At 73.5% G+C, this 25761-nt stretch carries 20 protein-coding genes, 3 tRNA genes and 1 pseudogene; 7 read left to right on the top strand and 17 right to left on the bottom strand.

All coding sequences use genetic code 11. From position 1 onward, the window contains the following. Positions 1-12: 12 nt before the first annotated feature. From IE260_RS07310 to IE260_RS07280, 7 genes are all read right to left on the bottom strand, one after another. Positions 13-2175, bottom strand: coding sequence for an ArnT family glycosyltransferase (locus IE260_RS07310; RefSeq protein WP_189869645.1), 2163 nt, complete (start codon positions 2173-2175; stop codon positions 13-15). Beyond that, positions 2172-3563 (bottom strand): bifunctional glycosyltransferase family 2/GtrA family protein, encoded by a 1392-nt coding sequence (locus IE260_RS07305; RefSeq protein WP_189869644.1) that lies wholly within the window; start codon positions 3561-3563, stop codon positions 2172-2174. Before IE260_RS07305 ends, IE260_RS07310 begins: the two co-directional genes overlap by 4 nt. A 14-nt stretch (positions 3564-3577) precedes the next feature. Next, entirely contained in the window at positions 3578-5134 is a 1557-nt protein-coding gene (locus IE260_RS07300) for a sensor histidine kinase (protein ID WP_189869643.1), read from the bottom strand. Beyond that, positions 5131-5871, bottom strand: a complete 741-nt coding sequence (locus tag IE260_RS07295) for a response regulator transcription factor (protein ID WP_189869642.1) — start codon at positions 5869-5871, stop codon at positions 5131-5133. Before IE260_RS07295 ends, IE260_RS07300 begins: the two co-directional genes overlap by 4 nt. Positions 5872-6094: 223 nt before the next feature. Next, the gene (locus IE260_RS07290) at positions 6095-7021 is read right to left on the bottom strand and encodes an amidohydrolase family protein (RefSeq protein WP_373303322.1); all 927 of its coding nucleotides are present in this window, start codon (positions 7019-7021) and stop codon (positions 6095-6097) included. Between the two features lie 66 nt (positions 7022-7087). Next, positions 7088-7978, bottom strand: coding sequence for a DUF2797 domain-containing protein (locus IE260_RS07285; protein WP_189869641.1), 891 nt, complete (start codon positions 7976-7978; stop codon positions 7088-7090). Positions 7979-8027: 49 nt separating this feature from the next. Beyond that, positions 8028-8411: an HGxxPAAW family protein gene (locus IE260_RS07280; RefSeq protein WP_229880487.1), complete on the bottom strand. Its 384-nt coding sequence runs from the start codon at positions 8409-8411 to the stop codon at positions 8028-8030. Positions 8412-8493: 82 nt separating this feature from the next. On the opposite strand from IE260_RS07280, the gene IE260_RS07275 reads away from it, so the two are divergent. Continuing rightward, complete coding sequence (locus tag IE260_RS07275) at positions 8494-8970, top strand: MarR family winged helix-turn-helix transcriptional regulator (protein ID WP_189869640.1); 477 nt, start codon at positions 8494-8496, stop codon at positions 8968-8970. A gap of 49 nt (positions 8971-9019) precedes the next feature. Here the strand turns inward: IE260_RS07275 and IE260_RS07270 are convergent. Continuing rightward, positions 9020-9092: transfer RNA gene (locus tag IE260_RS07270), tRNA-Arg, on the bottom strand. Positions 9093-9307: 215 nt separating this feature from the next. After that, positions 9308-9398 (bottom strand) — tRNA-Ser (locus tag IE260_RS07265). A 168-nt stretch (positions 9399-9566) separates the two neighbouring features. On the opposite strand from IE260_RS07265, the gene IE260_RS07260 reads away from it, so the two are divergent. Both IE260_RS07260 and IE260_RS07255 read left to right on the top strand, forming a co-directional pair. Beyond that, entirely contained in the window at positions 9567-10067 is a 501-nt protein-coding gene (locus IE260_RS07260; protein WP_189869639.1) for an SSI family serine proteinase inhibitor, read from the top strand. Between the two features lie 168 nt (positions 10068-10235). Beyond that, positions 10236-14552: a hybrid sensor histidine kinase/response regulator gene (locus IE260_RS07255; RefSeq protein WP_189869638.1), complete on the top strand. Its 4317-nt coding sequence runs from the start codon at positions 10236-10238 to the stop codon at positions 14550-14552. Positions 14553-14576: 24 nt separating this feature from the next. Here IE260_RS07255 and IE260_RS07250 read toward each other — a convergent pair whose 3' ends face one another. Then, the gene (locus IE260_RS07250; RefSeq protein ID WP_189869637.1) at positions 14577-15158 is read right to left on the bottom strand and encodes a TetR/AcrR family transcriptional regulator; all 582 of its coding nucleotides are present in this window, start codon (positions 15156-15158) and stop codon (positions 14577-14579) included. A 130-nt stretch (positions 15159-15288) separates the two neighbouring features. Between IE260_RS07250 and IE260_RS07245 the strand changes: the two genes are divergently transcribed. Then, positions 15289-16512, top strand: coding sequence for an MFS transporter (locus IE260_RS07245; protein ID WP_189869636.1), 1224 nt, complete (start codon positions 15289-15291; stop codon positions 16510-16512). A gap of 51 nt (positions 16513-16563) precedes the next feature. On the opposite strand, the gene IE260_RS07240 is transcribed toward IE260_RS07245, so the two are convergent. The 3 genes from IE260_RS07240 to IE260_RS07230 all read right to left on the bottom strand — a co-directional run bounded on the left by IE260_RS07240 (position 16564) and on the right by IE260_RS07230 (position 19576). Next, on the bottom strand, positions 16564-18240 hold the full coding sequence (locus tag IE260_RS07240) for a long-chain fatty acid--CoA ligase (protein ID WP_189869635.1): 1677 nt from the start codon (positions 18238-18240) through the stop codon (positions 16564-16566). A 128-nt stretch (positions 18241-18368) separates the two neighbouring features. Then, entirely contained in the window at positions 18369-18926 is a 558-nt protein-coding gene (locus tag IE260_RS07235; protein ID WP_189869634.1) for a SigE family RNA polymerase sigma factor, read from the bottom strand. A gap of 323 nt (positions 18927-19249) precedes the next feature. Continuing rightward, positions 19250-19576: a hypothetical protein gene (locus IE260_RS07230; RefSeq protein WP_189869633.1), complete on the bottom strand. Its 327-nt coding sequence runs from the start codon at positions 19574-19576 to the stop codon at positions 19250-19252. Between the two features lie 364 nt (positions 19577-19940). Here IE260_RS07230 and IE260_RS07225 point away from each other — a divergent pair, with 364 nt between their 5' ends. Then, entirely contained in the window at positions 19941-20807 is an 867-nt protein-coding gene (locus IE260_RS07225) for a bifunctional DNA primase/polymerase (RefSeq protein WP_189869632.1), read from the top strand. A gap of 155 nt (positions 20808-20962) precedes the next feature. Here the strand turns inward: IE260_RS07225 and IE260_RS07220 are convergent, their stop codons facing one another. After that, entirely contained in the window at positions 20963-21886 is a 924-nt protein-coding gene (locus tag IE260_RS07220; RefSeq protein ID WP_189869631.1) for a DUF4232 domain-containing protein, read from the bottom strand. 154 nt (positions 21887-22040) lie between these two features. Further along, positions 22041-22154, bottom strand: a pseudogene (locus IE260_RS43420) (tyrosine-type recombinase/integrase); the annotation flags it as partial. 105 nt (positions 22155-22259) lie between these two features. Between IE260_RS43420 and lepB the strand changes: the two are divergent. Further along, positions 22260-22856, top strand: a complete 597-nt coding sequence (gene lepB / locus IE260_RS07215) for a signal peptidase I (RefSeq protein ID WP_229880484.1) — start codon at positions 22260-22262, stop codon at positions 22854-22856. A gap of 154 nt (positions 22857-23010) precedes the next feature. On the opposite strand, the gene IE260_RS07210 is transcribed toward lepB, so the two are convergent. Both IE260_RS07210 and IE260_RS07205 read right to left on the bottom strand, forming a co-directional pair. Beyond that, positions 23011-23097: transfer RNA gene (locus IE260_RS07210), tRNA-Ser, on the bottom strand. A gap of 62 nt (positions 23098-23159) precedes the next feature. After that, complete coding sequence (locus IE260_RS07205) at positions 23160-24647, bottom strand: S1C family serine protease (protein ID WP_189869629.1); 1488 nt, start codon at positions 24645-24647, stop codon at positions 23160-23162. Between the two features lie 202 nt (positions 24648-24849). Here IE260_RS07205 and IE260_RS07200 point away from each other — a divergent pair, with 202 nt between their 5' ends. Next, complete coding sequence (locus tag IE260_RS07200; RefSeq protein ID WP_189869628.1) at positions 24850-25677, top strand: glycerophosphodiester phosphodiesterase; 828 nt, start codon at positions 24850-24852, stop codon at positions 25675-25677. Positions 25678-25761 lie beyond the last annotated feature (84 nt).

The raw sequence follows: 25761 nt of genomic DNA, 5'->3' as shown, positions 1-25761 counted from the left end.
CCTGCCGACTCGTCAGCTGTCGCCCGAGGGCCGGGTGAGGTCGTAGAAGGTGGCCGAACCGACGGTGACCGCGGTGAAGTTGGCCTCCACCCAGGACGTGATCTGCGCCGCGGTGCCGGAGTCGCCGCCGCCCATGCCGCCGCCGGCGATGAAGTAGTGGATCCTGCCGTCCTCCACGTACTTCTTGAACCGCTCCAGTGTGGGTGACGGGTCCGTGCCGTTGAAGCCGCCGATCGCCATCACCGGGTCGCCGGTGCTCAGCTGGTAACTCGCGGCGTTCTGGGAGCCGATCGCCGCCGCGACCCACGTGTAGCGGTCCGCGTCGGCCTCCAGCAGCTTCCTGGCCTCGGAGCCGACCTCGGAGCCGTTCAGCAGGCCGCCGATGCCGCCACCGCCGCCCGTCCGGCCGCCCTCGCCGGACGCGCCGCCGCCGGGGAGGGCGTTGCCCTGCCGGCTCCCGCCGGGCGCGCCGCCGGGGAGGCCACCGCCACCGGGGAAGCCACCGGCACCGGGCCCTCCCTGGCCCTGGCCCTGACCCTGGTTCTGACCCGGCCCCTGCCCCTGTGGGTTCCCGCCGCCCGGAAAGCCGCCGCCCCCGGGCCCGCCGCCGCGGCCACCGCCGCCCATCGTGCTCGCGCCGGACGGACCGGCCGTCACGATGGAACCGGTGTGCCCCTCCTGGACGGTGCTGAGCGTGTAGGCCGTGGGACCCGCCAGCGCGGCCACCACGCCCAGCCCCGCCGCCGCGAACGCGACCCGCCGCCCCACCCGGCCCACGAAGATCAGGCCGAGCGCCGCGACCAGGCCGCCGACGAGGACGAGCCACTTCAGCCAGGGCAGGTAGTCGGGCGTGCGACCCAGCAGGACGTACCCCCAGACCGCGGTCGCCGTGACGGCGGCGGCGAGGGTCAGCGAGGCCCAGATCCGCTCGCGCCGCTCCCACAGGGCCGCCGCGCCCATGCCGACCACCGCGGCCAGACTGGGGGCGAGGGCGACCGTGTAGTACTGGTGGAAGATGCCCGCCATGTAGCTGAAGACGGCCGTGGTCATCAGCAGCGAACCGCCCCAGACCAGGAGGGACGCGCGGGCGGCGTCGGTACGACCGCGGCCGCGCGTGGCGATCAGCCCCCCGGCCAGCAGGATCAGAGCCGCCGGGAGCAGCCAGGAGATCTGGCCGCCGATCTCGGAGTTGAACATCCGGTCCCAGCCGGTCTCGCCCCACTGTCCGCCGCCGCCCGTGCCGCCACCGCCGCCGACGCTGCCGGTCTCCTCGCCGTTGAGCCGCCCGAGGCCGTTGTAGCCGAAGGTCAGTTCCAGGAAGCTGTTGTTCTGCGAGCCTCCGATGTACGGGCGGGAGGACTCCGGCCACAGCTCCACGACCGCGACCCACCAGCCGCCGGAGACGAGCAGTGCCAGGGTGGCGAGGGCGAGTTGACCCAGCCGCTTCCCCGGGCGCACCGGGGCGCAGACGCCGTAGGCGAGGGCCAGGACGGGCAGGATCAGGAACGCCTGGAGCGTCTTCGCCAGGAACGCGAGGCCGATCGCGACGCCCGCCCACACCAGCCACTTGGTCCGGCCGTCCTCCAGGGCGCGGACGACGAGGTAGCAGGCCAGGGACATCAGCAGCGCCAGCAGGGCGTCCGGGTTGTTGAACCGGAACATCAGCGCCGCGACGGGCGTCAGCGCCAGCACGGCACCGGAGATCAGCCCGGCCGCCGGACCGGACCGGCGGCGCACCGCCGCGTACACGACGGCGACCGTCGCGACGCCCATCAGCACCTCGGGGACGAGGATCGCCCAGGACGAGAGACCGAAGATCCGCACCGCCAGCGCCATCGGCCACAGCGCCGCCGGCGGCTTGTCGACGGTGATGGCGTTCCCGGCGTCGAGCGAGCCGAAGAAGAACGCCTTCCAGGACTGGCTGCCGGCCTGGACGGCCGCCGAGTAGAAGGAGTTGGCGTAGCCGGAGGCGCTCAGGTTCCAGAGGTAGAGCACACAGGTGGCCAGCAGCAGGCCGAGGAGGGCTGGGCGCACCCAGCGGGGGTCCTCGGGGCGGCCCCGCCACAGTCTCCGGCCGAGGGGCCGCCGGGGCCCGGGAGGGGCCTTTGGGGGCGGGTACCGGTCCGCGGCGGGCGCGTCCCCCGGACGGGCCGCCGGGGCGTGGTGCGTCGTCATCGTCCGTCCCTCGGGTCGGTGTCGGCGGGGCGCACCGGCTGCAGCCGCAGGGTCGGCTCGCCCCGGGTGCGGTCCGCGTCGACGACGTCACCGGCGCGGCAGGGGATGGGGACCGTGGTGCCGGCCGCGGTCGCCCGGTGCGGGGCTCGCGGCGCGTCCGGGAACACCCAGGCCCGGAAGAGCAGGAAACGCAGCACGGTGGCCGCGAGGTTGGCGGCGATCAGCACCGCCAGTTCGGTGGAGTGGGCGGGGTCGGCCGTCGCCGCGTTCAGGGCGGCGAGCGAGCCGCTGGTGAGGACGAGCCCGATGCCGAAGACCACCAGGCCCTGCGCCTGGTGCCGTACGGCGCCGCCCCGGCCGCGCACCCCGAAGGTCAGCCGCCGGTTGGCGGCGGTGTTGGCGACCGCCGAGACCAGCAGGGCGAGGGCGTTGGCGAGCTGCGAGCCGGCGAAGAGGCGGAAGCCGCTGTAGAGCAGCAGGTAGAAGAGGGTGGACAGGACGCCGACGACGCAGAAGCCGACGAGCTGACGGGCCAGGCCCTGCGGAACGTCCGCGATGTCCCGGTCCCGCGGGTCGTCGCCGAACGGCCGGGCCAGCCGGTCCAGCGGCAGCGAACCGGTGGCCAGGGCCTTGCCGACCCGCCACACGCCCTTGAGGTCGTCGGTCGCCGTCTTCACGATGTGCACGGTGGAGTCCGGGTCGTCGACCCAGTCGACCGGCACCTCGTGGATCCTCAGGCCCGCGCGCTCGGCGAGGACCAGCATCTCGGTGTCGAAGAACCAGCCGGTGTCCTCCACCAGCGGCAGCAGCACCCGGGCCACGTCCCCGCGTATCGCCTTGAAACCGCACTGGGCGTCGGAGAAGCGCGCCTGGAGGGAGCCGCGCAGGATGAGGTTGTACGAGCGGGAGATGAACTCCCGCTTGGCGCCGCGCACGACACGGGAGCTGCGCGCCAGCCGGGAGCCGATCGCGAGGTCGGAGTGTCCGGAGATCAGCGGGGCCACCAGGGGCAGCAGCGCGTTGAGGTCGGTGGACAGGTCCACGTCCATGTAGGCGAGGACCGGGGCGTCGGAGGCCGACCAGACGGTCCTCAGGGCCCGGCCGCGGCCCTTCTGCTCCAGCCGGAAGGACCTGACCTCCGCGAGCCGGTCCGCCAGTCGAGCGGCCACGTGCGGGGTGGCGTCCGTGGAGGCGTTGTCCGCGATCGTGATGCGGAACCCGTACGGGAAGGTGCGCGTGAGGTGCTCGTGCAGTCTGAGGACGCACGGCCGGAGGTCCTTCTCCTCGTTGTAGACGGGGATCACTACGTCCAGGACGGGCGCACCGGCTCCTGCGGCCGGGAGGTGCTCCCGGGCCGGCAGGGTGCCGGGAGAAGAGTCGGTTCGCATGGGACCGACTCTTCTCAAACCCCCTGTCGCGCCCGTGTGGTGACGCTGTGCTGTGCCTGTGAGCGGACCTGATGGCCGTCCTCGGCCGCCAGGGCGGGCAGGTGCAGGGTGAACACCGTCCGCCCGGGCACGCTGTCGACGGTCACGGCGCCGCCGTGCGCGGCCGCCACGGCCTGCACGATGGCGAGCCCCAGCCCGGTGGAGCCGGTGGCGCGCGAGCGCGCGGAGTCGCCGCGCGCGAACCGTTCGAAGACGTGCGGGAGCAGCTCGGGCGGAATGCCCTGCCCGTTGTCCTCGACGTCCACGCACACCCAGGATCCGCTCCGCCGCACGCGCGCGGTGACGGTCGTACCGGGCGGGGTGTGGTTGCGGGCGTTGCCGAGCAGGTTGACGAGGACCTGCTGGAGCCGCGCCGCGTCCGCCGACACGAGCGCCGGTTCGTCGGGCAGGTCGAGCCGCCAGCTGTGGTCGAGGCCGGCCGCCCGGGCGTCGCTGATCGTGTCCACGACCAGCGGTACGAGGTCGGTCCGCTCGAACTGCAGGGGCCGCCCCGCGTCCAGGCGGGCGAGCAGGAGCAGGTCCTCGACGAGCAGCGTCATGCGCCCGGCCTCGGACTCGATCCGGCCCAGCGCGTGCCGGGTGTCGGGGCCGACCTGTTCCCGGCCGCGCCTGGTCAGTTCGGCGTACCCGCGGATGGAGGCCAGCGGCGTGCGCAGCTCGTGGCTGGCGTCCGCGACGAACTGCCGTACCCGCGTCTCGCTCCGCTGCCGGGCGTGCAGCGCGCCGTGCACGTGGTCCAGCATCCGGTTGAGCGCGGCTCCGACCCGGCCGACCTCGGTGTGCGGGTCGCACTCGGACTCCGGGACCCGCTCGTTGAGGTTCACCTCGCCGCTGTGCAGCGGGAGTTCGGAGACCCTGGTGGCGGTGGCGGCGACCCTGCGCAGGGGCCGGGTCGCGACGCCGACGATGACGGTCCCGGCGAGGGAGGCGGCGATGAGGCCGGCGGCGGTGACGCTGACCTCGACGAGGATCAGGGTGTTGACCGTGTTGTCGACCTCGGTGGTCGGGATGGCCACGTAGAAGGCGCCGTTGGGGCCCTGCTGGTAGGTGACGCGGTATCCGCCGAGGCCGGGTATGTCCACGGTGTGCTTGCCCTCGTCCCGGGCCACGGAACCGAGCGCGGCGGTCTGTGCCCGGTCGAGCGACTTCGCGCTCACCGAGTAGTCGTCCTCGGACTTCTCGCCATAGGTGGCCTCTATGACGACGCCGTTCTCCACCTTCGCCGCGATGGTGTAGCTCGGCTGTGGGCCGTGGGTGACGAACTCCGTGAGGTCGACCGGCTCGGGCTCCTGCTGGTCCCGGGCCTTCGGCCCGCCGGGGGGAGCGAAGAGGCCCGAAGCGCGGGCGGCGACCTCCCGCAACTGCCCGTCCAACTGCTCGTACAGATGCGACCGCAGCGCCAGCGTCGTCACCGTGCCGATCACCGCGCACACCACGGCGATCAGTGCGACGGACGCGACGACGAGCCGCGTCCGCAGGGTCCGCGGCCGCGGCCGTCGTCGGCCGGTCATGACGCCGCGGGCTTGATCAGATAGCCGGCACCGCGCCGGGTGTGGATCATCGGCTCCCGCCCGGCGTCGATCTTTCGGCGCAGATACGAGATGTACAGCTCGACCACGTTGGCCTGTCCGCCGAAGTCGTAGGACCACACCCGGTCCAGGATCTGCGCCTTGCTGAGCACCCGGCGCGGGTTGCGCATCAGGAAGCGCAGCAGTTCGAACTCGGTGGCGGTCAGGTGGATGCTGTCGCCGCCCCTGGTGACCTCGTGGCTGTCCTCGTCGAGGGTGAGGTCGCCCACGACCAGCACGGAGTCGGAGCGGCGGTCGGCGGCGCCGGACCGGCGGATCAGTCCGCGCAGCCGGGCGACGACCTCCTCCAGGCTGAACGGCTTGGTGACGTAGTCGTCGCCGCCGGCGGTCAGCCCGGCGATCCGGTCCTCGACCGCGTCCTTGGCGGTCAGGAACAGCACCGGCACGTCGGGCAGCTCGCGGCGCAGCCGCCCGAGCACGCTCAGCCCGTCCATGTCGGGCAGCATCATGTCCAGTACGACGGCGTCGGGCCGGAACTCGCGCGCGGTCCGGACGGCGCCGTGGCCGTCGCCCGCGCTGCGGATCTGCCAGCCCTCGTAACGCAGGGCCATGGACAGCAGCTCGGTGATCGACAGCTCGTCGTCCACCACAAGCACCCGGACGGGGCTCCCGTCCGGCCTCAGCAGTTCGGTGCGCCCCTGGGGCGAGGTCGTGGTCATACCGGAGACGATGTCGGGACGCTCTGAGAGAGCCCTTTCCCCGAGCTGTGATTTCTCTGAGAAACGCACAGGCGGCGCTCAGGAAGCCGACAGCCGCCCCGGAACGCCTCCTCGCCGGGCCGGTCGCCCCGCGGTCTTGCCCGCCGCAGAACCCGGCGAGCGCGGCGACCCCCGCTGCGCCGGGGCGCCGGACGGGGAGAAACCGACCGCCCGGCCGGCCCTGTCAGGCCGCCGCGAACAGCCGCGCCGCGTTGTCGTGGCACACGCCCCGCAGCCACCCGTCGCCCAGCTCCAGCCGCTCCAGGGCACGGAGCTGGTGGACGTACGGGTACGGGATGTTGGGGAAGTCCGAGCCGAGCAGGATCCGGTCGCCGAGGCCGGCCAGCCGGGGCAGGGCCCGTCGGGGGAACGGAGCGAGGCGCTCGCTGAAGTCGGTGAACGCCATGGTCGTGTCCAGCCGCACCTCGTCGTACCGCTCGGCGAGATCGAGGAAGTCCTCGTACTCGGGCATCCCCATGTGCGCGACGACCAGCCGCAGCCGGGGGTGGCGCGCCAGCACCCGTGCGATCGGCCCGGGGCCGGTGTGCTTGCCCGGCGCCGGTCCGGAGCCGCAGTGGATCACCACCGGAACCTGCGCCTCGGCGAGCAGCCCCCACACCCCGTCCAGCAGCTCGTCGGCCGGGTCGTACGCCCCCACCTGCACGTGCGCCTTGAAGACCCGGGCTCCCTCCTCCACGGCCCTGCGGACGTACGCCTCGGCCCCCGGTTCCGGGAAGAGCGTCGAGGTGTGCAGGCAGTCGGGCGTCCGGCGGGCGAAGTCCACCGCCCAGCCGTTCAGCCACTGGGCCATGCCCGGTTTGTGCGGGTAGAGCATGGCCGTGAAGGCGCGCACCCCGAACTCGCGCAGCAGAACGGTGCGTTCGTCCTCCTCCGCACGGTAGGTGATCGGCCATTCGACGCCGCCGGTCAGCGGCCCGAGCGCGTCGAAGTAGTCCCAGACCTTGCGCAGCACGCGCTCGGGCATGAAGTGCGTGTGCACGTCGACGAGCCCGGGCAGCCCGAGTCCCTGCCAGAAACGGCGGACCTCCGCGGCCTCGACGGACCGGCCGACCGCGTCGGGGCCGGCCGGAGCCATGTGGTGATCACTCATGGCACCCACCATCGGCCCCGCGCCCGCGCCGGGTCCACCGCCTGGCCCGAACAGATCCCCTCTCCCTCAGAACAGCCCGTCCTGGACTCCGGCGGCCTCCCTGAACTCCCGCACCGGCACGTCACACCGGTCACCGCCGACGGGCAGCAGCCCCCACCCGGTCATCAGCCGGGTGTCGAGCACGACGACCCCTCGCTCCGTCGCCAGATGGAGGTCCGGCCCGACGGCCGCCACCAGCTCACCACCGATCGCACCGCCCGCCACCAACTCGGCCACCTGCCCCACGGTGGCCGGCCCACCGGGCCCGCCCGCGAGCCCGAGCCCCCCGAAGACACGGACGTGGTCCACGGCCCGGTACGGCTCCGGTGCCAGCGACTCCGGCCAACCGCCGAGCGTCACCGCACGCGCGTGCAGCTCCGCCAGCTCGGCGGCCCGCTCCGCCTCCGTCCCGGGCAGCACCGCCCGCACCGCGCGCTTGTGCGCGTACGGAATCCGGTCGGGCACACCGAGCGCGGCACGCAGCAGTTCCTCCGTGCGCCGCGCGGCCATCAGCGGACCGCTCCCCAGCCGGCTGAAGCAGATCGCGCCCTGCTCCAGCAGCCGGGCCGGCCCCCGTTCGACAGCGGTGATCCCGACCTTGACCATGCCGGGCCCGAACCACGCCAGGTACACGTGGTACGGCCGGGGATCGTCCGCGATGGTGTCGGCGGCGACGGAGTGCGCCCGGTCCAGCCGCGCACACTCCTCGCACCGCGCCCCCGTGCTCCGCCCCGGTACGGCCGCCCGCAGCGGACACGCGTGCCCCCGCGCTCCCACGCACGTCCGCACACCCCCGTCCGCGACCTGGAACGCCACGCGTTTCCCCCAGGTCAGCGCGCTGTGCCGTCCCCCGACCCATGCCAGCACGGGACCGTCCGCCGACCACCGCAGTCCCGAGCACCTCCATACCTGTGCCATCACCGCCGAGCGTAGACGCGGCCACTGACAACGCCCACGGGCAGGACGCTCAGCCGACGGGCGCCGGCGGTGCCGGTTCCGTCGCCCCGGGGCCCGCGACGGCCTCCACCCCGGCGCCGGTCCGCGCCTTCCGCCTCCCCCGCCCGGCCAGCCGGCACCCGAGACATCCGCCGTGCCCCTCCCGCGCGCCCGTGTCCCGCGCGCGCATCGGCCACTGCTCCCGGGGCCGCCGCCCCGGCGGCTTGCCCCAGCCGACGAGGTGCAGGGCCCAGGTGACCAGCAGGGCCACCACGTCGACGGCGAGTCCGCCCGCCACTGCCCCGGCCGACGCCGTACACACCCCGACCCCCACCAGGGCCGACCCGACGGCCGCGATCCCGACTCCGGTCCACCCCGCGACCGTGTGCCCGTGGTCATACTGATGTGCGCTCACGTCACTCCCCCCTCGCCCGAGAATCTCTCACGACGTGAGCAATTTAGCGCCATAACTTCTTAGAGTTAAGGAAACTGGGAAAGTGCGAGCCAAGCCGCGCCCTGCGGCCACCCCGGAGCAGGCACTGACGGCGATGAACCACCTGATCGCGACCCATCTGGTGGGCCAGCAGGAGATGGCCCAGCAGGTCGGCCTCAACGTCACCGACCTCACCTGCTTCGCCTTCGTCATCGAGGCGGGCGACGAGCTGCTCACCGCCGGCGAACTGGCGGAGCGCGCCCACGTCACCACGGGCGCGATGACCGGCATCCTCAACCGTCTCGAACGCGCCGGCTACCTCACCCGCCGCCCCGACCCGGCGGACCGCCGCCGTGTCCGCGTGGCGGCCGAGCCGGCCGCGCTCGCCCGCATGCAGGACGTCTACGCGCCGTACTACACCCGCATGGACGCCCTCTTCGCCGACTACTCCGCCGAGGAAATCGCCGTCCTGCACGACTGGTTCGGCCGAGCGAGCGCGCTGGCGGCGGAATATCTGGAAGAACACTGCCGGAACGACTGACGCGCACAACGACAGAGGCCCCGGATCACTCCGGTGCCTCTGTTCCGTGCGCACTCGGCAGGATTCGAACCTGCAACCTTCTGATCCGTAGTCAGATGCTCTATCCGTTAAGCTACGAGTGCTTGTTTGTTCTGTTTTCCCGCCGCTCCCGGCCCTTTCGGCCCGCTCGCGGCGACAGGAAGAACATTACATGACTGCCGCCGACATGTGAAATCCGATTGCCACACCCCTTGTGACCTGCGAAAACGCCTCACAGCCCGGGGGCGGGGCCCGTGACTGCGGGGTCCGGGCAACAGCGAAGCCCCGGCCGAGAGGACCGGGGCTTCGATGATCAGTGCGGAGGCGGAGGGATTTGAACCCTCGATGGGCTTTAAGGCCCAAACCGCATTAGCAGTGCGGCGCCATAGACCGGACTAGGCGACGCCTCCAGACAACATCACCTCTCGCGGGCGAGCGCGGGCGGTGCGTGCCGATGATGACACAGCCGAGCGCGGTGTCACCAATCGCCCCCTACGGTACTAGGCGGGCGGCCCGCAGAGCAAAGCCCTTGTCGCGTGGCGGCGCAACGTCGGGCGGGCCGGCGCGTTGGTCAGGTCATGTTGCAGCTCACCCGCCTCCTCGGCGCCACCGCCGTGGCCCTCGCCGCCCTCGCCCCGCTGTCCGCCGCACCCCCGGCCGCGGCCGCGCCCGCGCCCGCCGGTACCGGCACCGCCGCCGGGCCCCTCATGCCACCGCCGGTCCGGGACGCGGACCGGGACGGTGATCACCTGACCGTCACCGTCCGCGACGCCGGCGAGGGCGTGGACGGGACGTACGAGCTGTTCTGCCGGCCCGCCGGCGGCAGCCACCCCGACCCGGCCCGCGCCTGTGCCGCGGTCGAGCGGAACACGCGGTGGGGGGAGGACGCCTTCGCGCCGGTCCCCGAGGGCAGCGTCTGCACCATGCAGTACGGCGGACCGGCCACCGCGCACGTCACCGGCACCTGGGCCGGGCGCCCGGTGGACGCGACGTACGACCGACGCGACGGCTGCCGGATCGCCCGGTGGGACCGTCTCGTGCCGCTGCTGCCCGATCTTCGGTCGCCGGGACGCCCGTAGGCGGCACTCGGTCACACGTTCTGCGTCACTTCCTCGTGCGACCTCCCGGCCATCCGACGCCGCGCGGACACCCCCAGCCCTTAGACTCCCTCGCGTGACACGCCGCGAGCCGGTTGGCAAGATGGCTCAGGCGGTCGGCAAGTGCGGTAATCAGGAGGGAAGCGTCTCGTGAGCAGCAGGCCATCCCGAGGCGCTGCTCGCCTCGCAGCCATACTGGACGCCCTGCCCGACGCGTTGGTCCTGGTCAACGCCAACGGCACCGTCGTCAACGCGAACACGATCGCGCTGGAGGCGTTCGAGGCGCCGGGCACGGCGCTGGTCGGGCGAGGGCTGCTGGACCTGCTGCCGCAGTTCGACTCGCGGCTCATCCCCGGGTCCATGCGCCGGCCGGACCACATCGACCCGCGGGCGCGCACCAAGCCGACGCGGATGGTCGCCCGGCGCACGGACGGCACCGAGTTCCCCGTCGAGGTCACCAGCGCCAACCTGGAGAACGGGCAGCAGGCCTACGACAGTTACGGCTACACCGGCGACGAGCTGCTGATGCTCGTCGTCCGCGATCTGTCCGGCACCGTCGACACCGAGGCCGAGCTCGCGCGTTCGCAGCGGCAGACCGAGATGATCCTGCGGGCCGCCTCCGAGGGCGTCGTGGGCACCGACACCGACGGGCGGATCGTCCTCGTCAACCCGGCCGCCGCCCAGATACTGGGCTACCGCGCCAGCGACCTCGGCGGCCGTGAGCTGCACACCCTCGTCCTGCACTCGCGCGCCGACGGCTCGCCCTTCCCGTACGACGAGTCCCCGCTCGCCGACACGCTCCGCTCCGGGCGCAAGCACCGGGTGCGCGGGCAGGTGCTGTTCTCCAAGAGCGGCGACAAGGTGCCGGTCGATCTGACGACCGCGCCCGTGCGCGACGGCGACCAGCTCGTCGGCGCCGTGATGACCTTCACCGACCGGCGGCCGTACGACGCGCTCGTCAAGGAGCAGGAGGAGGCGGAGAAGCGGCACGCCGAGGAGGTCGAGCGGCTCGCCGAGGAGCACGCCTCCGAGCTCACCGCGCTGCGCCAGCAGCACGTGACCGACCTGGAGGAGCTGAGCGAGAAGCACGCCGAGGAACTCGCCGCCCACGAGGACCGCTACGCCGCGCTCGGCGAGCGGGAGAAGGACCGGTACGAGGCGCTCGCCGCCCGGCACGAGCAGCTGCTCACGCTGCTCGAGACCTCGCTGCGCGGGCCGCTGGAGGAGCTGCGGCGCGAGCTGTCCGCGCTGGCCGCGGACGACGCCGGGCAGCTGTGGCCCGAGGCCAATCAGGTGCTGCACCATCTGTCGGCCGGTTACTCGCGCATCACCACCCTCATCGACAACGTCCTCGGCTACCAGCGCCTCGACGTCGGTACCGAGGCCGTCTCCCGTACGAAGGTGATGCTCGACGCCGTCGTCGCCTCCGGAGTCGACGGGGCCGTCGAGCTGGTCGGGCCGGGGCGGGTGCAGTTCGCCGTGCACGCGCCGCCCATCGAGGCCGAGGTCGACCCCCGGCTGCTCGCGACCGCGCTCGCGCATCTCGTCGCGGACGTGGCCGGCGTCGACGCCACCGGCAACACGCCCCTGTCGGCGGGCGGTTACCTGGACAACACCGTCGTGGTGGCGGCCGCGCAGCGCGGCGAGGTCGTGCGGATCGAGGTGCGCGGGCCCTACGCCGGGGGCGACCCGGTGCACGAGCCGATCGTGCGCGGGATCGTGCGGGCGCACGGCGGTGTGCTGCAGACGCACGAGGTGCCGGGCATGAGCGGCAGCGCGTACGTCCTGGAGGTGCCGATCGGCGGCGGGGCGGGGACCGTCGCCGCCGAGGTCCAGGCCGTCGATGCCGAGGAGACCGCACCGCCGGCCGCCCCGGATCCCGCGGCCGGCGGTGCGGTGGCCATCGAGCCGGCGCCGGGCGGCGGCCGGCGCCGGGCCCGGCGGGGCTCCACCGACGCCTTCCTGGAGAGCGAGGTCGCGGGCGCGGCCGGGGCGGCGGACGACGGGGCCGACGCGTCCGAGGGCGCCGTCCCGACCGGGCGGCGCAGGCGGCGTGCGGCGCAGGAGCCGGCACCGGTTCCGGCACAGGCGCCGGCCGAGGCGTCCGGCGGCACCGGGCGCCGGCGCGGGCGGCCCGCGGAGGCCGCGGGCGCCGACGCGGCCGGGGGCGCGGTCGAGGACGCTTCCGCGGCCGTGGCCGAGGGCGCCGTCGTCACGGCCGCCGAGCACGCCGCGGGTGCCGCGGCCTCCAACACCGCTCTGGGCGGGACCGTGCCTCCGCAGGGCGTGCCGACGCCCACCGGACGGCGTGCCCGGCGGGCCGTGGGGGAACAGCACGCGCTGCCCCCGGCGCTGCCCGCGCAGTCCACCGAGGCGGACCCGGCGGAGGGCTCACAGCCGACCGGACGCCGGCGGCGTGCCCTGGCCTCCGCGAACGAGCGTGCCGCCGCGCAGGAGGCGGCGCCGCGTCAGGTGTTCGCCCTGCCGCCCGCCGACGCGGACCGGCCCTCCGCCGACGCCGGGCGAGCGGCCGGCGACGCGGACGGGACGCTGCCCGGCCCCGAGGGTCCCGTGGTGCAGGAAGCGCCCGCGGGGCAGCTCCAGGTTCCCGGCCCCGCCGCTTCGGGCGACGGGCTGGTCGACGAGGGCCGGCACGACGCCGTGCCGCACGACCAGTCCGACGACCACACTCCGCCGCAGCCGCACCCCGCGAGCGCGCCGACGGGGCGCCGTCGCCGGGCCGTCGCCCAGCCGGCTCCCGCGGAGACGGCCCCGGTGCCCGGCCCGCAGATCCCCGCCCAGGCCGGTCCGCTGCCGGCAACCGCGGTGCCCGCGCAGACCGCCGCCGTGCCGCCGCAGGGCACCGGGGCTCAGCCGGTCGCCGCCGGGCAGCCGGTCCAGGCCGGCCCGGCTCGGCCTCCGGCGTCGCCCCTGCCCCAGCCGGCGCAGCAGATGCAGGCGCCCCATCCCGCCCCCGCCGGCCGGCCCCTGCCGCAGCAGGGCGCTCCGGTGCCGCAGCCGTGGCCCGCCGCCGGTGCGGCCGGAAACACGCCGGGAGCAGGCACCCCCGTACCGCCGGACGGCGCCGCGAGCGCCGAGCCCGCGCACGGCACCCCGGCCCCCGCTGCGACGCCCGGCCCCGACGCCCCGGCCGCACCGGCCCCGATGCCCCCGCAGGCCGTTCCGGCGGCAGCCGACGCCTCCACCCCGGGGCGGGGCACCCCGCTGCCGCCGGAGAACGCTCCGCGGGCCGCGCAGCCCCTGCCCGCCGAGGCCGGGGCCCCGGTGGACCCGAACTCGACCCAGGGCCGGGCGATCAGCGTGCGGACGCTGGGCCAGGGCGTGCCGTTCAACCGGCAGGCGGTCCAGGTGCAGCAGCCGTCGGCCACGCCCGCGCCGCACCAGCCGGGCGGCTCCGGACGGCGCCGCAAGCTGGGTACGCCGCCCGACCCGGCGGGCGCCCGCCCGGAACAGGGGGCCCGTCCGCATCCGCCGGCCGAGCAGCCGCCCGTGCCCAAGCAGCCTCCGGGGCCGGGGCAGGCCCAGGCACAGCCGCAACCTCAGCCCCAGCAGTCCCTGGCCGGCGGCCAGCCCCGGCGCGTACCGGCGACCGAGGGCGCCGGCCGGTCGTACGCCATAGGCGCGCCGGACGAGAACGCCGCCGAGGGGCCCGAGCCGCTGGACGGTCCGGGCGGGGCCGTGGAGGTGGCGGATCCGCCGCGTCCGCAGCCGATGGACGACGAGCTGCCGCCGGAGCCGCTGGACAACCCGCGCCGGCTGCTGGTGTGGCCCGCGCCGGACGTCTCCACCCAGCAGGCGCTCAGCGACCGCGGCTACCGGCCGGTGATCGTGCACTCGCGCGAGGAGGTCGACGCGCAGATCGCGGCGTTCCCCGCCGCCCTGTTCGTGGACCCGCTGACCGGGCCGATCACCCGTACGGCGCTGCAGTCGCTGCGGCAGGCGGCGGTCGCGGCCGAGGTGCCGGTCCTCGTCACGGCCGGGCTCGGGCAGGCCTCGTGCGACGCCGCGTACGGCGCCGATCCCGCCGTCCTGCTGAAGGCGCTCGCGCCGCGTGACAGCGAGCAGCATCCGCCGCGGGTGCTGCTGATCGAGGAGCACGCGGAAATCGCGCTGGCGCTGACCGCGACGCTGGAGCGGCGCGGTATGCAGGTGGCGCGGGCCGCGAGCGACACGGACGCGGTGGCGCTGGCGGGGCAGTTCCGCCCGAACCTGGTCGTGATGGACCTGCTGCAGGTGCACCGGCACCAGGCGGGGATCGTGGACTGGCTGCGCGCGAACGGGCAGCTCAACCGCACCCCGCTGGTCGTCTACACCGCCGCCGTCGACCAGGCGGACCTGCCGCGGCTGGCCTCCGGCGAGACCGTGCTGTTCCTGGCGGAGCGGTCCACCAGTGGCGAGGTGCAGTCCCGGATCGTGGAGCTGCTGGCCCGGATCGGGACCAACTGACGCCCGCTCCTCGAAGGCCCGGCCTCAGGGCCGGGCGACGACCCTGCGTGCCGCCGCCTTGATCGACGCGCGCAGGCGGTCGGCGTCCGGCTCGTCGCCGCCGACGAGTATGCGCTTCATCTGGGGGACGACCGTCGCCCAGTTGGTCATCGCGACCAGCAGGAAGAGCAGGTCGGGCGCCGGGATGGCATCGGTGATCACGCCGCGTGCCTGCCCGTCCCGCACGGCGGCGACCTTGCGGGCGTAGTGCTCCTGTCGTTCGGTCTCGTGGGGCAGCTCCGCGCTGCCGTACTCCAGGCCCTCCCAGAAGAGCAGGCGCAGCAGTTCGGGGTGGGCGGCGTGATAGTCCATCAGCCGGTCGATCCAGCCCTCGATGTCGTCCGGGTCGACGGGCACGGAGATCGCGAGGTCGAGCATCTTCTTCTCGAGGACGGACGCGAACAGCTCGCCCTTGTTGCCGTAGTAGGCGTAGATCAGCTGCTTGTTGGCCTTCGCCTCGGCCGCGATGCGGTCGATGCGGGCACCCGCGATGCCGTGCGCGGCGAACTCGGCGACCGCCGCCTCGAAGATCCGGGCCTTGGTGGCCTCGGGGTCCCTGGCTGCCATGGGGACAGGGTAGCCGTACGGAGCAACCAACTGTTTGGTTGACAGTGCGGGGAATGCCGAGCCGACTCCCGGGGTTGGTCCCAACCAACCAGTTAGTTGCTAGTGCGCGCTCGAAGGAGTCGCCCCGCCCATGTCGTCACCGTCAGCAGCCACTCGGACCACGCCCGGCGCTCACGACGCCCCCGGCCGGGAGAAGCCGTCCGCCCGTTCCCGCCTCTTCCTCCCCCTGATCGCGGTCTGCACCGCCGTGACGGCCGCCAACATCTACCTCGCGGCCCCGCTGCTCCCCCTCATCGCCCACGACTTCGGCTCCGCGCCGTCGGCCGTCGCCTGGCTCGCCTCGGTCGCCCAGTTCGGTTACGCGGCCGGCCTGCTCTTCTTCGCCCCGCTCGGCGACAGCGTGAACCGGCGGCGCCTGGTCGCCGTCCTCTCCCTGATCGCCGCCGCGGCCCTGGTCGTCGGCGCGGCGGCCGCCGGGACCGGTGCGCTCGCCGGCGCCGTGCTGATCGCCTCGGCCGCGACCGTCGTCCCGCAGGTGCTCGTCCCGCTGGTCGCCGCGCGCGCCCCCGCCGACCGCCGCGCCCGTCACGTCGCCGGCGTCATCGCCGGCCTGTTCACCGGCGTCGTCGCGGCCCGGGTGCTCGGCGGGCTGATCGGCCAGGCCTTCGGCTGGCGCGTGGTGTTCGTCGGCGCGGCCGTACTGACCGCCGTCCTGGGCCTGGCGACCGCGTCCGTGCTCCCCGTCGAGCGGCCGCGGCGCACCGGGCCGCTCCTCTCGGGCCTCGCCGCGCTGCCGTCCGTCGTGCGGCGCTCGCCCGATCTGTGGCGCGCGTGCGTGCGCCAGGCGGGCATGTACGGCGCCTGGAGCGCCCTGTGGACCTCGCTCGCGCTGCTGCTGACCGAGGGCGGTGACGGTTACGGCATGTCCACCGCCGCGGCAGGGCTGTTCGGCCTGTTCGGGCTCGCGGCGAGTGTCGTCGCGCCGCTCGCCGGCGGACTGGTCGACCGGTTCGGCGCCGCCAAGGTCGTGCGCTCCGCCTATCTGCTCGCCGCCGTGTCGGTGCCGCTGTTCTGGCTGGGCGGGCAGGTGATGGCGGCCCTGTGCGCGGCGGCCGTCCTGGTGCACGCGGCTCTGGTCGCCTCCCACGTCGCCAACCAGACCCTCGCGCTGACCACCACCTCCGCTCCCGCCACCGCCAACACGGCCTACGTCGTGGCCGGCTTCGCGGGCGGCGCCCTGGCCTCGGCGCTGGCCGGACCCGCCTTCAGCCACTGGGGCTGGGCGGGCGTGTGCGCGGTGGCGGGGGCGTGGCTGCTGCTGGGGTGGGCCACGACGGCCGTGCGGAAGCGGTGAACGGGCACGTGCGCCGGGCCGAGGCGCCCGGCCGGCGCACGTCCGCGGGGGTCAGAGCCGGGTGACGTCCAGCTCGCCGTCGGCGTACTGCCTGCGCAGCACCTTCTTGTCGAACTTGCCGACGCTCGTCTTCGGCACCGTCTCGACGATCGTCCAGCGCTCCGGGAGCTGCCACTTCGCGATCCCGCCCTCCTCCGCGAGGAAGGTGCGCAGCGAGGTGAAGTCGGCGGAGGCGCCTTCACGCAGGACGACCGTGGCCAGGGGCCGCTCGCCCCACTTGTCGTCGGGGACGGCGACGACGGCGGCCTCGGCGACGTCCGGGTGGGACATCAGCGCGTTCTCCAGCTCGACCGAGGAGATCCACTCGCCGCCGGACTTGATGACGTCCTTGGCGCGGTCGGTGAGGGTGAGGAAGCCGTCGGGGGAGATGGTCCCGACGTCTCCGGTCTTCAGCCAGCCGTCCTCGCTGAACTTGTCGGCGGGGCGCAGCGGCTCGGCGTCGGGACCGTTGTAGTAGGCGCCGGCGATCCACGCGCCGCGCACCTCCAGCTCGCCCGCCGACTCGCCGTCCCACGGGAGGCGTTCGCCGCCGGGGCCGGTGAGGCGGGCCTCGACGCCGGCCGGGAAGCGGCCCTGGGTGAGGCGGTAGGCGAACTCCTCGTCCGTGCCGACCGCGTGGGCCGGCGGCCGGGCGACCGTGCCGAGCGGGGACGTCTCGGTCATGCCCCAGGCGTGGCAGACCCGCATGCCCAGCTTGTCGAACGCCTCCATCAGGGAGCGCGGACAGGCGGAGCCGCCGATGGTGACCTGGGTGAGGGACGTGACGTCCCGGGGCCGGGCGGTCAGCTCGGCGAGCAGTCCCTGCCAGATGGTGGGCACGGCGGCGGCGTGGGTCGGCTTCTCGCCCTCGATCATCTCGGCGAGGGGGGCCGGCTGGAGGAAGCGGTCCGGCATCAGCATGTTCACGCCGGTCATGAAGGTGGCGTGGGGCAGGCCCCAGGCGTTGACGTGGAACTGGGGGACGACGACGAGCGAGGTGTCCTCGTCGGTCAGACCCATCGACTGGGTCATGTTGACCTGCATGGAGTGCAGGTAGACGGAGCGGTGGCTGTAGACCACGCCCTTGGGGTCGCCGGTGGTGCCGGAGGTGTAGCACATGGCGGCGGCCGACCGCTCGTCCAGCTCGGGCCAGTCGTACGAGACCGGCTTCCCGGCGATCAGCTCCTCGTACTCGTGCACCTGGGCGGTGGCTCCGTCCAGCAGGGAGCGGTCGCCCGGGCCCGAGACGACGACGTGCTCGACCGTCTTCAGGTGCGGCAGCAGCGGGGCGAGCAGGGGGAGCAGTGAACCGTTGGCGATCACGACCCGGTCGGCCGCGTGGTTCACGATCCAGACGAGCTGCTCGGGCGGAAGGCGGAGATTGAGGGTGTGGAGGATCGAACCCATGGCGGGGATCGCGAAGTACGCCTCGACGTGCTCGGCGTTGTTCCACATGAGGGTCGCGACGCGCTCGTCGTCGCCGACGCCCAGGTCTTCGCGCAGGGCGTGCGCCAGCTGTGCGGCGCGGGCGCCGATCTCGGCGAAGGTACGGCGGTGCGGCTCGCCGTCACCGGTCCAGGTGGTCACCTGGGAGGTGCCGTGGATCGTCGACCCGTGGGTCAGGATCCTCGAGATCAGCAGCGGTACGTCCTGCATCGTGCTCAGCACGGTGTCCTCCCGGGGCGACATTGCCTACGCGGCGGTAAGGGTTGCGCTGATTCTGCGCACATACCGCGCGGTATGTCACTACTCCCGGGTGATCGATCAGCGCACGGTGCCCGACAGTGCCCCCCGCCGGACGCCCACAAAGGGCCCCATTACCGAACAAGCACCAGCTCAGGGTCTTCGCGGAGCTTGCCCAGCGCCCGGGACACCGCGGACTTGACCGTGCCCACGGACACTCCGAGCACTTCGGCCGTCTGGGCCTCGCTGAGGTCCTCGTAGTACCTCAGGACCACCATCGCCCGCTGCCGGGCCGGCAGCTTGGTGATTGCCCGCCACATCGCGTCGTGCAGCGCCTGACGCTCCGCCGGATCGTCCCCGCCGGGCACGGGCTCCGGCTCGGGCAGCTCGTCGCACGCGAACTCGTCGACCTTGCGCTTGCGCCACTGCGACGTCCGGGTGTTCAGCAGCGCCCGGCGCACATAGCCGTCGAGCGCGCGATGGTCCTCTATGCGCTCCCAGGCGACGTACGTCTTGGTGAGCGCGGTCTGCAGGAGGTCCTCCGCGTCGCTCGGGTTCGCGGTCAGCGACCGGGCGGTACGCAGCAGCACCGGCTGGCGGGCCTTCACGTACGACGAGAACGACGCGTACGGGAAGGTCTGCGTCACTGCTGTAGCGGCGTTCGAAGCGCTGGTGCAGACGGGTGTGGTCATGGCTCAACGCTATGAGCGCAGGGCCCGCCCGCGGATCGGCCGCAGGTCCCGAAGCGGAGTCCCCCTCAGGTTGTAGGGGTGGGGCCTGCTGCACCTCCTGTAGGTGGACGAGCGGAGGAGGTGGAGTGCGGGTTCACCCCTGGGGGCCGCGGGTCTTCACCGCCGGGGCCGGTGGGCCGGCCGGCCGCCGGGTGGACCCGGACGCCCACGAACGCCTGGGCGGCGGTGCAGAAGCACCGCCGCCCAGGCGTCGTACGACCCCATGAAGCACACCCGCGCAGAAGGTGAGGACCGGTGCCGGAGCACCCGCACCGGTCCTCAGCTCACCACCACAGCGGCGAGAAGGTGACGGCCGTGTTGTCGTTGCCCTGGTTGATGGCCGTGAACGCCGAACCGTCGACCTGCGCGGTGTTGCTCTGGTTCGACGCGCCCGAGCCGACCGCCTGCTGCTGCGTGGTGGACGAGTTGCCGTTGTTGTCGTCGCCTACGCCGCTGCCGATGATGCCCGCGGAGGCCTCGGCAGCGGTCGCGTTCGATCCGTCGTCCGCGAAGGCGCCGTTGTCCGCCGTCGCGACGCCGCTGAAGAGCGCGGCGGCGAGCGGGAGGGCGGCGACGGCGGCGATGACGCGGGCGGTACGGATGCTTGCCATGTTGTTCCTCCAGAACAAGTGCGCACCGGCTTGCGGCCGACAACGCGTGAAGTACGTGAACTAGGGCTCATGCCAAGGCAGTTGGCCGACCGCCTCGACGCTGTGCACGACGTCGCGTGATCAGAGTTGCCCACCGGATCCCCGGCGAACCACCCCGGAAGCCCTGATTCGCCCTCAAGCGTGAGGACAAGTCGATAAACCCCTTTGCTTCCCTTGCGCCCCAGCTCAGGACAGTACGGACAGCTCCTCACCAAGTGCCGCAAGGGGTGAAGCGTTCCGGCACACGTGCCGCCCGTACGCCCGCCCTCGGCGCGTCGCGCGAGACCCCCTTCCCTTTCTCGAACATACGTACGAAAATGGGAGCATGGCCACCACAGACCGGCAGGCCACGACGCTGGCCCTCGCGCACGCCCTGTCAGCCGCCGAACGCGGGCTGGCCGTCATCCCCCTGTCCCGGACGAAGCTCCCGGCCCTGCGCTCCCCCCACCGCGACGATCCCGACGCCGCCCCCTGCCACGGCGAGTGCGGCCGCTTCGGCCACGGTGTCTACGACGCCTCCACCGACCCGGCGCGCATCCGCGCGCTGTTCGCCGCGGCGCCCTGGGCGACCGGCTACGGCATCGCCTGCGGACTGCCCCCGCACCACCTGATCGGCGTCGACCTGGACACGAAGTCGAGCACCGACTCCTCGGCCGCCCTGCGCGAACTGGCCCTGCGGCACCTGTTCACGATCCCGCCCACGGTGGTCGTCCTCACCCCCAGCGGCGGCCGCCACCTGTGGCTGAGCGGCCCGCCCGACGTCGTCGTCCCCAACTCGGCCGGCCGTCTCGCCCCCGGCATCGACATCCGGGGCGCCGGCGGCTACCTCGTCGGCCCCGGCTCACGCACCGGGCACGGCGCGTACGCCACCGCCCCGGGCACGGCGCACCTCGGCCCGGCGCCCTGCCCGCCCGCCCTGCTCCGGCTCCTCCTCCCGCCGCCCCGCCCGCACCGGCCGGCCCCGCCGGTGACCGGAGGACACGGCCAGGGCCTCGTGCAGTTCGTCCTGGCCGCCCACGAGGGCCAGCGCAACACCCGCCTGTTCTGGGCGGCCTGCCGCGCCTACGAGGACGGCATCGGTCCGGCGCTCGTGGACCCGCTGGTCGACGCGGCGCGGGGCACCGGCCTGTCCGAACGCGAGGCCCGCGCGACGATCGCCTCGGCGGCCCGGATGACGGGCCACCGCCCCTGAGCCCACGGCACACGCACGAGCGGCCCGGAGCGCCGGCCGCGCCGCTGCCCCGGGCCGTCACCGGGCGCCGCGTCGGCCCACCCGTGCGGATCGGTCGACGCCGTGCGCATCGGGACCCGAGAGACCGCGCGGGACGTGGAGCCGTGCAGGGCGCCTCAGGGCCGGGGCCGGGCGGGCGGGCTGCTCGCCGCGTCCTTCCGCCACGCGCTGACGCCGAGCTTCCCCGTGGTGCCGAGGTCGAGGTCCGGCGCGACCATCACCGGGTCGGCGCCGGGCCGGGCCCCGACCCTGACGTACGGCACGTTCACCGCCTCGCCGGAACCGGTGGTGTTGCGCCACATCAGACCCGACGAGGCGGCCTCGCCCGGGCGCAGCGTCACCGGCCGGGGCGGGTCGTCGAACCCGTCCACCAGGGCGACGCCCTCACCGCCGCGCACGATCCCGATCCCGTCCACCGGCTCGTGGTCCTCGTCGAGCAGCCCGAGCACCGGGTAGCCGTCGAGGGAGTACGGACGGGTGCCGCAGTTCTCCAGTCGCAGTCCCACGACCCGCAGCCCCATGGCCGCGTCCCCGTCGTCGGCGGTCAGGCGCACCCCGGACGGCGGGCAGGTACCCGCGGGCGCCGGCGCCTCGTCCGAGGGCACCCGCTTCACGTCCGTGATCCGCACCTGCCCGGCCTCGACACGGCCGGACACCGGCTCCAGGGTGCGCCCCACCGTCCGGCCCGCACCCACGGCGGCCACCGTCTCCTCGGTGTTCGACATCGCCCCGCCCTGCGCGTCGGTCAGGGTGAAGGTGATGGTGTACGTGAAGGGCTCGGCCTCCCGATTGGTCACCGAGTACGCCACGACACACGACGAGGCGCCGTCACGGGCCTGCTCGACCGTCCCGACGACCCGCACTCCGTCCTGCGCCGGCCCCCCGGCGCCCGCAGCGGGACCCGGCACACCGGAAGCAGTCTCCGCTCCGCACGGTCCCGCCCCCTTGGCTCCCGGCGCGGCGGTCGGCGTGCCGCAGCCACCGAGCAGGACGGCGAGGGCCAGCGCCCCAAGGGCCGCGCGGGGCAGGGAGGTTCTCATCACCCCACCCCACCAGGACGGACACCCCACGACCGTGGCGGAAGCCACACCTCCGGTCACATCCCTGTCACAGCCCCGGACATGCCGAAAGGGTGCCCCGGCGGGACACCCCCTTCTCTCACTGCGGCGGCGATGGGATTCGAACCCACGGTGACATCGCTGCCACCCGCTCAGCGACCGTGATCGGCCGCCGGCTCGACAACTCGCGGTCGCCGAGCGCCGGATCGATCCGCGAGTTGGTCAGCGACCGGTACGACGCTTGCGGCTTGTCCCGCATAGCCTCTGCTGGCCCGCACAGCCGTCGGGCGGTTCACGAAGAGGGAAGATCATGCGGCAGCGAAGAGCAGTCGGCAGGTGGAGAGATGCGGCCTGGATGTTGGCACCACTCGGGTTGACCCTCCTGGTGGGGACCATCGCGTACACGCTCGCGAACTACAGGATGGCCACGGTCATGGGTGACTCGATGACACCCACGTACCGCCAGGGCGATCGACTGTTCCTGGAGCGGATCGACGCGAGCGAAATACACCGGGGCGATGTCCTGCTCATCGAGGCACCCGAGCACACTCCGCTCGGACCGCTGCTGCGGCGGGTCATCGGGATGGGTGGCGATCACGTGGCGGGTGAGGGGAACCGGGTCTCGGTGAACGGAAAGCCGGTCGACGAGCCGTACGCGACGGACAACGAAGACAACCCGACGGTCAAGCCGTACGACGTGACGGTGCCGGACGGACGTTTGTTCTTGCTGGGCGACCACCGGGACAACTCCAACGACTCGCGCTTCCACCTCGGCGAGCGGTCAGGCAGTGTCGCGGCCTCTGGAGTGCAGGGACGGGTGCTGGAGGACTCCACCGTGCCGACGGTGTTGGCGACGCTCGGGAGCCTCGGGATCGTGCTGACCCTGGTCGGCATCGGAGGCTACGCAGTCCGACGACGTACGCGGAGGTCGATCCCGTCTACGGGGGCCTGAGCCGAAACCTCGGGCCCGCAGGACGTCGTCGTGCCCCAGCCGTGCCCGATCGAACGGGAGACCACGGGGGACACAGGGCAGTCACAGGGTCCACGCATGCGAAAGGCCCCCGACCAACTACCCAGGTCAGGGACCATTCTCTCGGCTCAACAAGCGGAGGCGGTGGGATTTGAACCCACGGTGACATCGCTGCCACGACGGTTTTCAAGACCGTTCCCTTAGGCCGCTCGGGCACACCTCCCCGCGCCGCCCGTGATCGGCGGCGCGGGACCAGGGTAGCGGGTCGGTGCGCCCGCGGGTGGGTCAGCTGTCGCCGACCCGGGAGCCCAGGGTGAGTTCGACCGTGCGCTCCTTGCCGTCGCGTTCGTAGGTGACCGTGACCTTGTCGCCCGGCTTGTGGGTCCAGATCTCACCGATCAGGGTCGGGCCGCTGTCGATCACCCGGTCGTCGAGCTTGGTGATGACGTCGCCGGGCTTGAGGCCCGCGTCGGCGGCGGGACCGCCGGCCTCGACGGCCTCGGAGCCGCCTGCGCCCTGGTCGGTGATCTGGGCGCCGTTCGTCGTCTCCTCCAGGGAGACGGAGGCGCCGATCTTGGCGTACACCGGCTTGCCCGTCTTGATGAGCTGCTGGGCGACGTACTTGGCCTGGTTGATCGGGATGGCGAAGCCCAGGCCGATCGAGCCGGCCTGGCCGGTGCCGCCCAAGCCGCCGTTGCTCGTGGACTGGATCGCGGAGTTGATGCCGATCACGTTGCCCTGCGCGTCCAGCAGCGGGCCACCGGAGTTGCCCGGGTTGATCGAGGCGTCGGTCTGCAGGGCGCTCATGTAGGACGCCTTGCTGCTGGCGCTGCCGTCGCTGGAGGCCACGGGACGGTTCTTGGCGCTGATGATGCCCGTGGTCACCGTGTTGGACAGGCCGAAGGGAGCGCCGATCGCGATGGTGCTGTCGCCGATCGCGACCTTGTCGGAGTTGCCGAGGGTGAGCGGCTGCACGTTCGACGGGGTGTCCTCGAGCTTGATGACCGCCACGTCGTAGCCCTGGGCGTTGCCGACCACTTCGGCGTCGTACTTCCTGCCGTCGGGGAAGGTCGCGCTCAGCTTCCCGCCGTCGACGGCCTCCGCCACCACGTGGTTGTTGGTGACGATGTGGCCCTGCTTGTCGAAGACGAAGCCGGTGCCGGTGCCGCCCTCGCCGTTGCTGCCCTCGGCCTCGATGGTGACCGTGCTGGGCAGCGCCTTGGCGGCCACACCCGCGATCGTGCCCGCATCCCGCTTGAAGGAGCCGCCGGAGTCGGGGGCGGAGACCGTCGTGGAACCGGTCTCGTCGTTGTTCCTCGCGAGGGTGTAGCCGAGTCCGCCGCCGACTCCCCCCGCGACCAGCGCGGCGACCAGGATCGCCGCGATGCCCCCGCGGCCGCGGCCGGACTTCGGGGCGGGCGGCTGGTACGAGGCTCCCCATCCGCCGCTGGAGCCGTCGCCACCGCCGCCGTAGGACGGGCCGGCCGGCGGCGGGGGCGGTGGCCAGGAGGCGTCGGGCGCCGAGCCCTGGGCGGCGGGTCCGTGGGGCGTGTGTCCCGGGTGCCCGTGGGAGGCGTGTGCCTGGGGCGCACCGCTCGGCGGCCCGGCGGCAGGCGCCGGCGGCCGGTCCGCCGTTCCGGGGGCGTGCGCCGGTGTCGTCGCCGCGCCGGTGGCCGGTGCCGGCGGCTCGGGGGAGGCTGTGGGAGATTCCACCGGCACGGGGGGTGCAGACGGGGCCGGGGGTACCGCGGTGCCCTCGTTCTCGGTGTTCACGGCTTCTCTCCTCGATCCACGGCTGTCGGGCTGTGCATGCCTTTTTGTATGCCGCCAGCTTTTCCCACGGGCCGTCAGAGCACCATAAGCGGTCCCTGTGGACCCGCGGCGGTTCCTTATACCGGCCATCCAAGACTAAACGGGCGGGCTTCGGACGCCTCCCGAGCGGACGTATGCCCCCGCGCGGTGGCACCATGACGCGGTGACCCACGCACGACAGCACCGGATCCAGGTCGTCGCCCACCGAGGGGCCTCGGAAGAGGCTCCCGAGCACACTCTGGCCGCGTACAAGAAGGCGATCGAGGAGGGTGCGGACGCCCTCGAGTGCGACGTGCGGCTGACCGCCGACGGGCATCTCGTCTGCGTCCACGACCGCCGGGTGAACCGCACGTCCAACGGCCGCGGCGCGGTTTCGGCGCTGGAGCTCGCCGAGCTGGCCGCCCTGGACTTCGGGGCCCGCAAGACCCGGGAGTTCTGGCGCACGCGCGACGAGGAGCCCGACTGGGAGCACCGCCCCGAGGACCGGGAGGAGACCTCCGTCCTCACCCTGGAGCGACTGCTGGAACTCGTGTCCGACGCGGGCCGGCGGGTGGAGCTGGCCATCGAGACCAAGCACCCCACGCGCTGGGCGGGCCAGGTGGAGGAGCGGCTGCTGCTGCTCCTGAAGAGGTTCGCCCTCGACGCCCCGGCGTCCGCGGCCGACTCCCCGGTGCGGGTGATGAGCTTCTCGGCCCGTTCACTGCACCGGGTACGGGCCGCGTCACCGAACCTCCCGACGGTGTACCTGATGCAGTTCGTCTCGCCCCGGCTGCGTGACGGGCGGCTGCCGGCCGGTGTCCGGGTCGCGGGTCCCTCGATCCGGATCGTGCGGAACCACCCGGCGTACATCGAGCGCCTGAAGGCCGCGGGCCACCAGGTGCACGTGTGGACCGTGAACGAACCCGAGGACGTCGATCTCTGCGTCGGTCTGGGCGTCGACGCCATCATCACCAACCGGCCGCGGGCGGTGCGGGAACGGCTCGGCCGCTGACCGGCCCCGAAGCCCCGACCCGGCGGCACGTCCGCCGGGTTCTCCGCCGCGGCCGCACCGTCGAAATCCAGCCACGCGACTACA

It is taken from the genome of Streptomyces viridiviolaceus, assembly GCF_014650995.1.
Taxonomy (GTDB): Bacteria; Actinomycetota; Actinomycetes; order Streptomycetales; family Streptomycetaceae; genus Streptomyces; species Streptomyces viridiviolaceus.
Note: the sequence above shows the minus strand (reverse complement) of the source record. Positions and strands in the feature narration are given on the sequence as shown.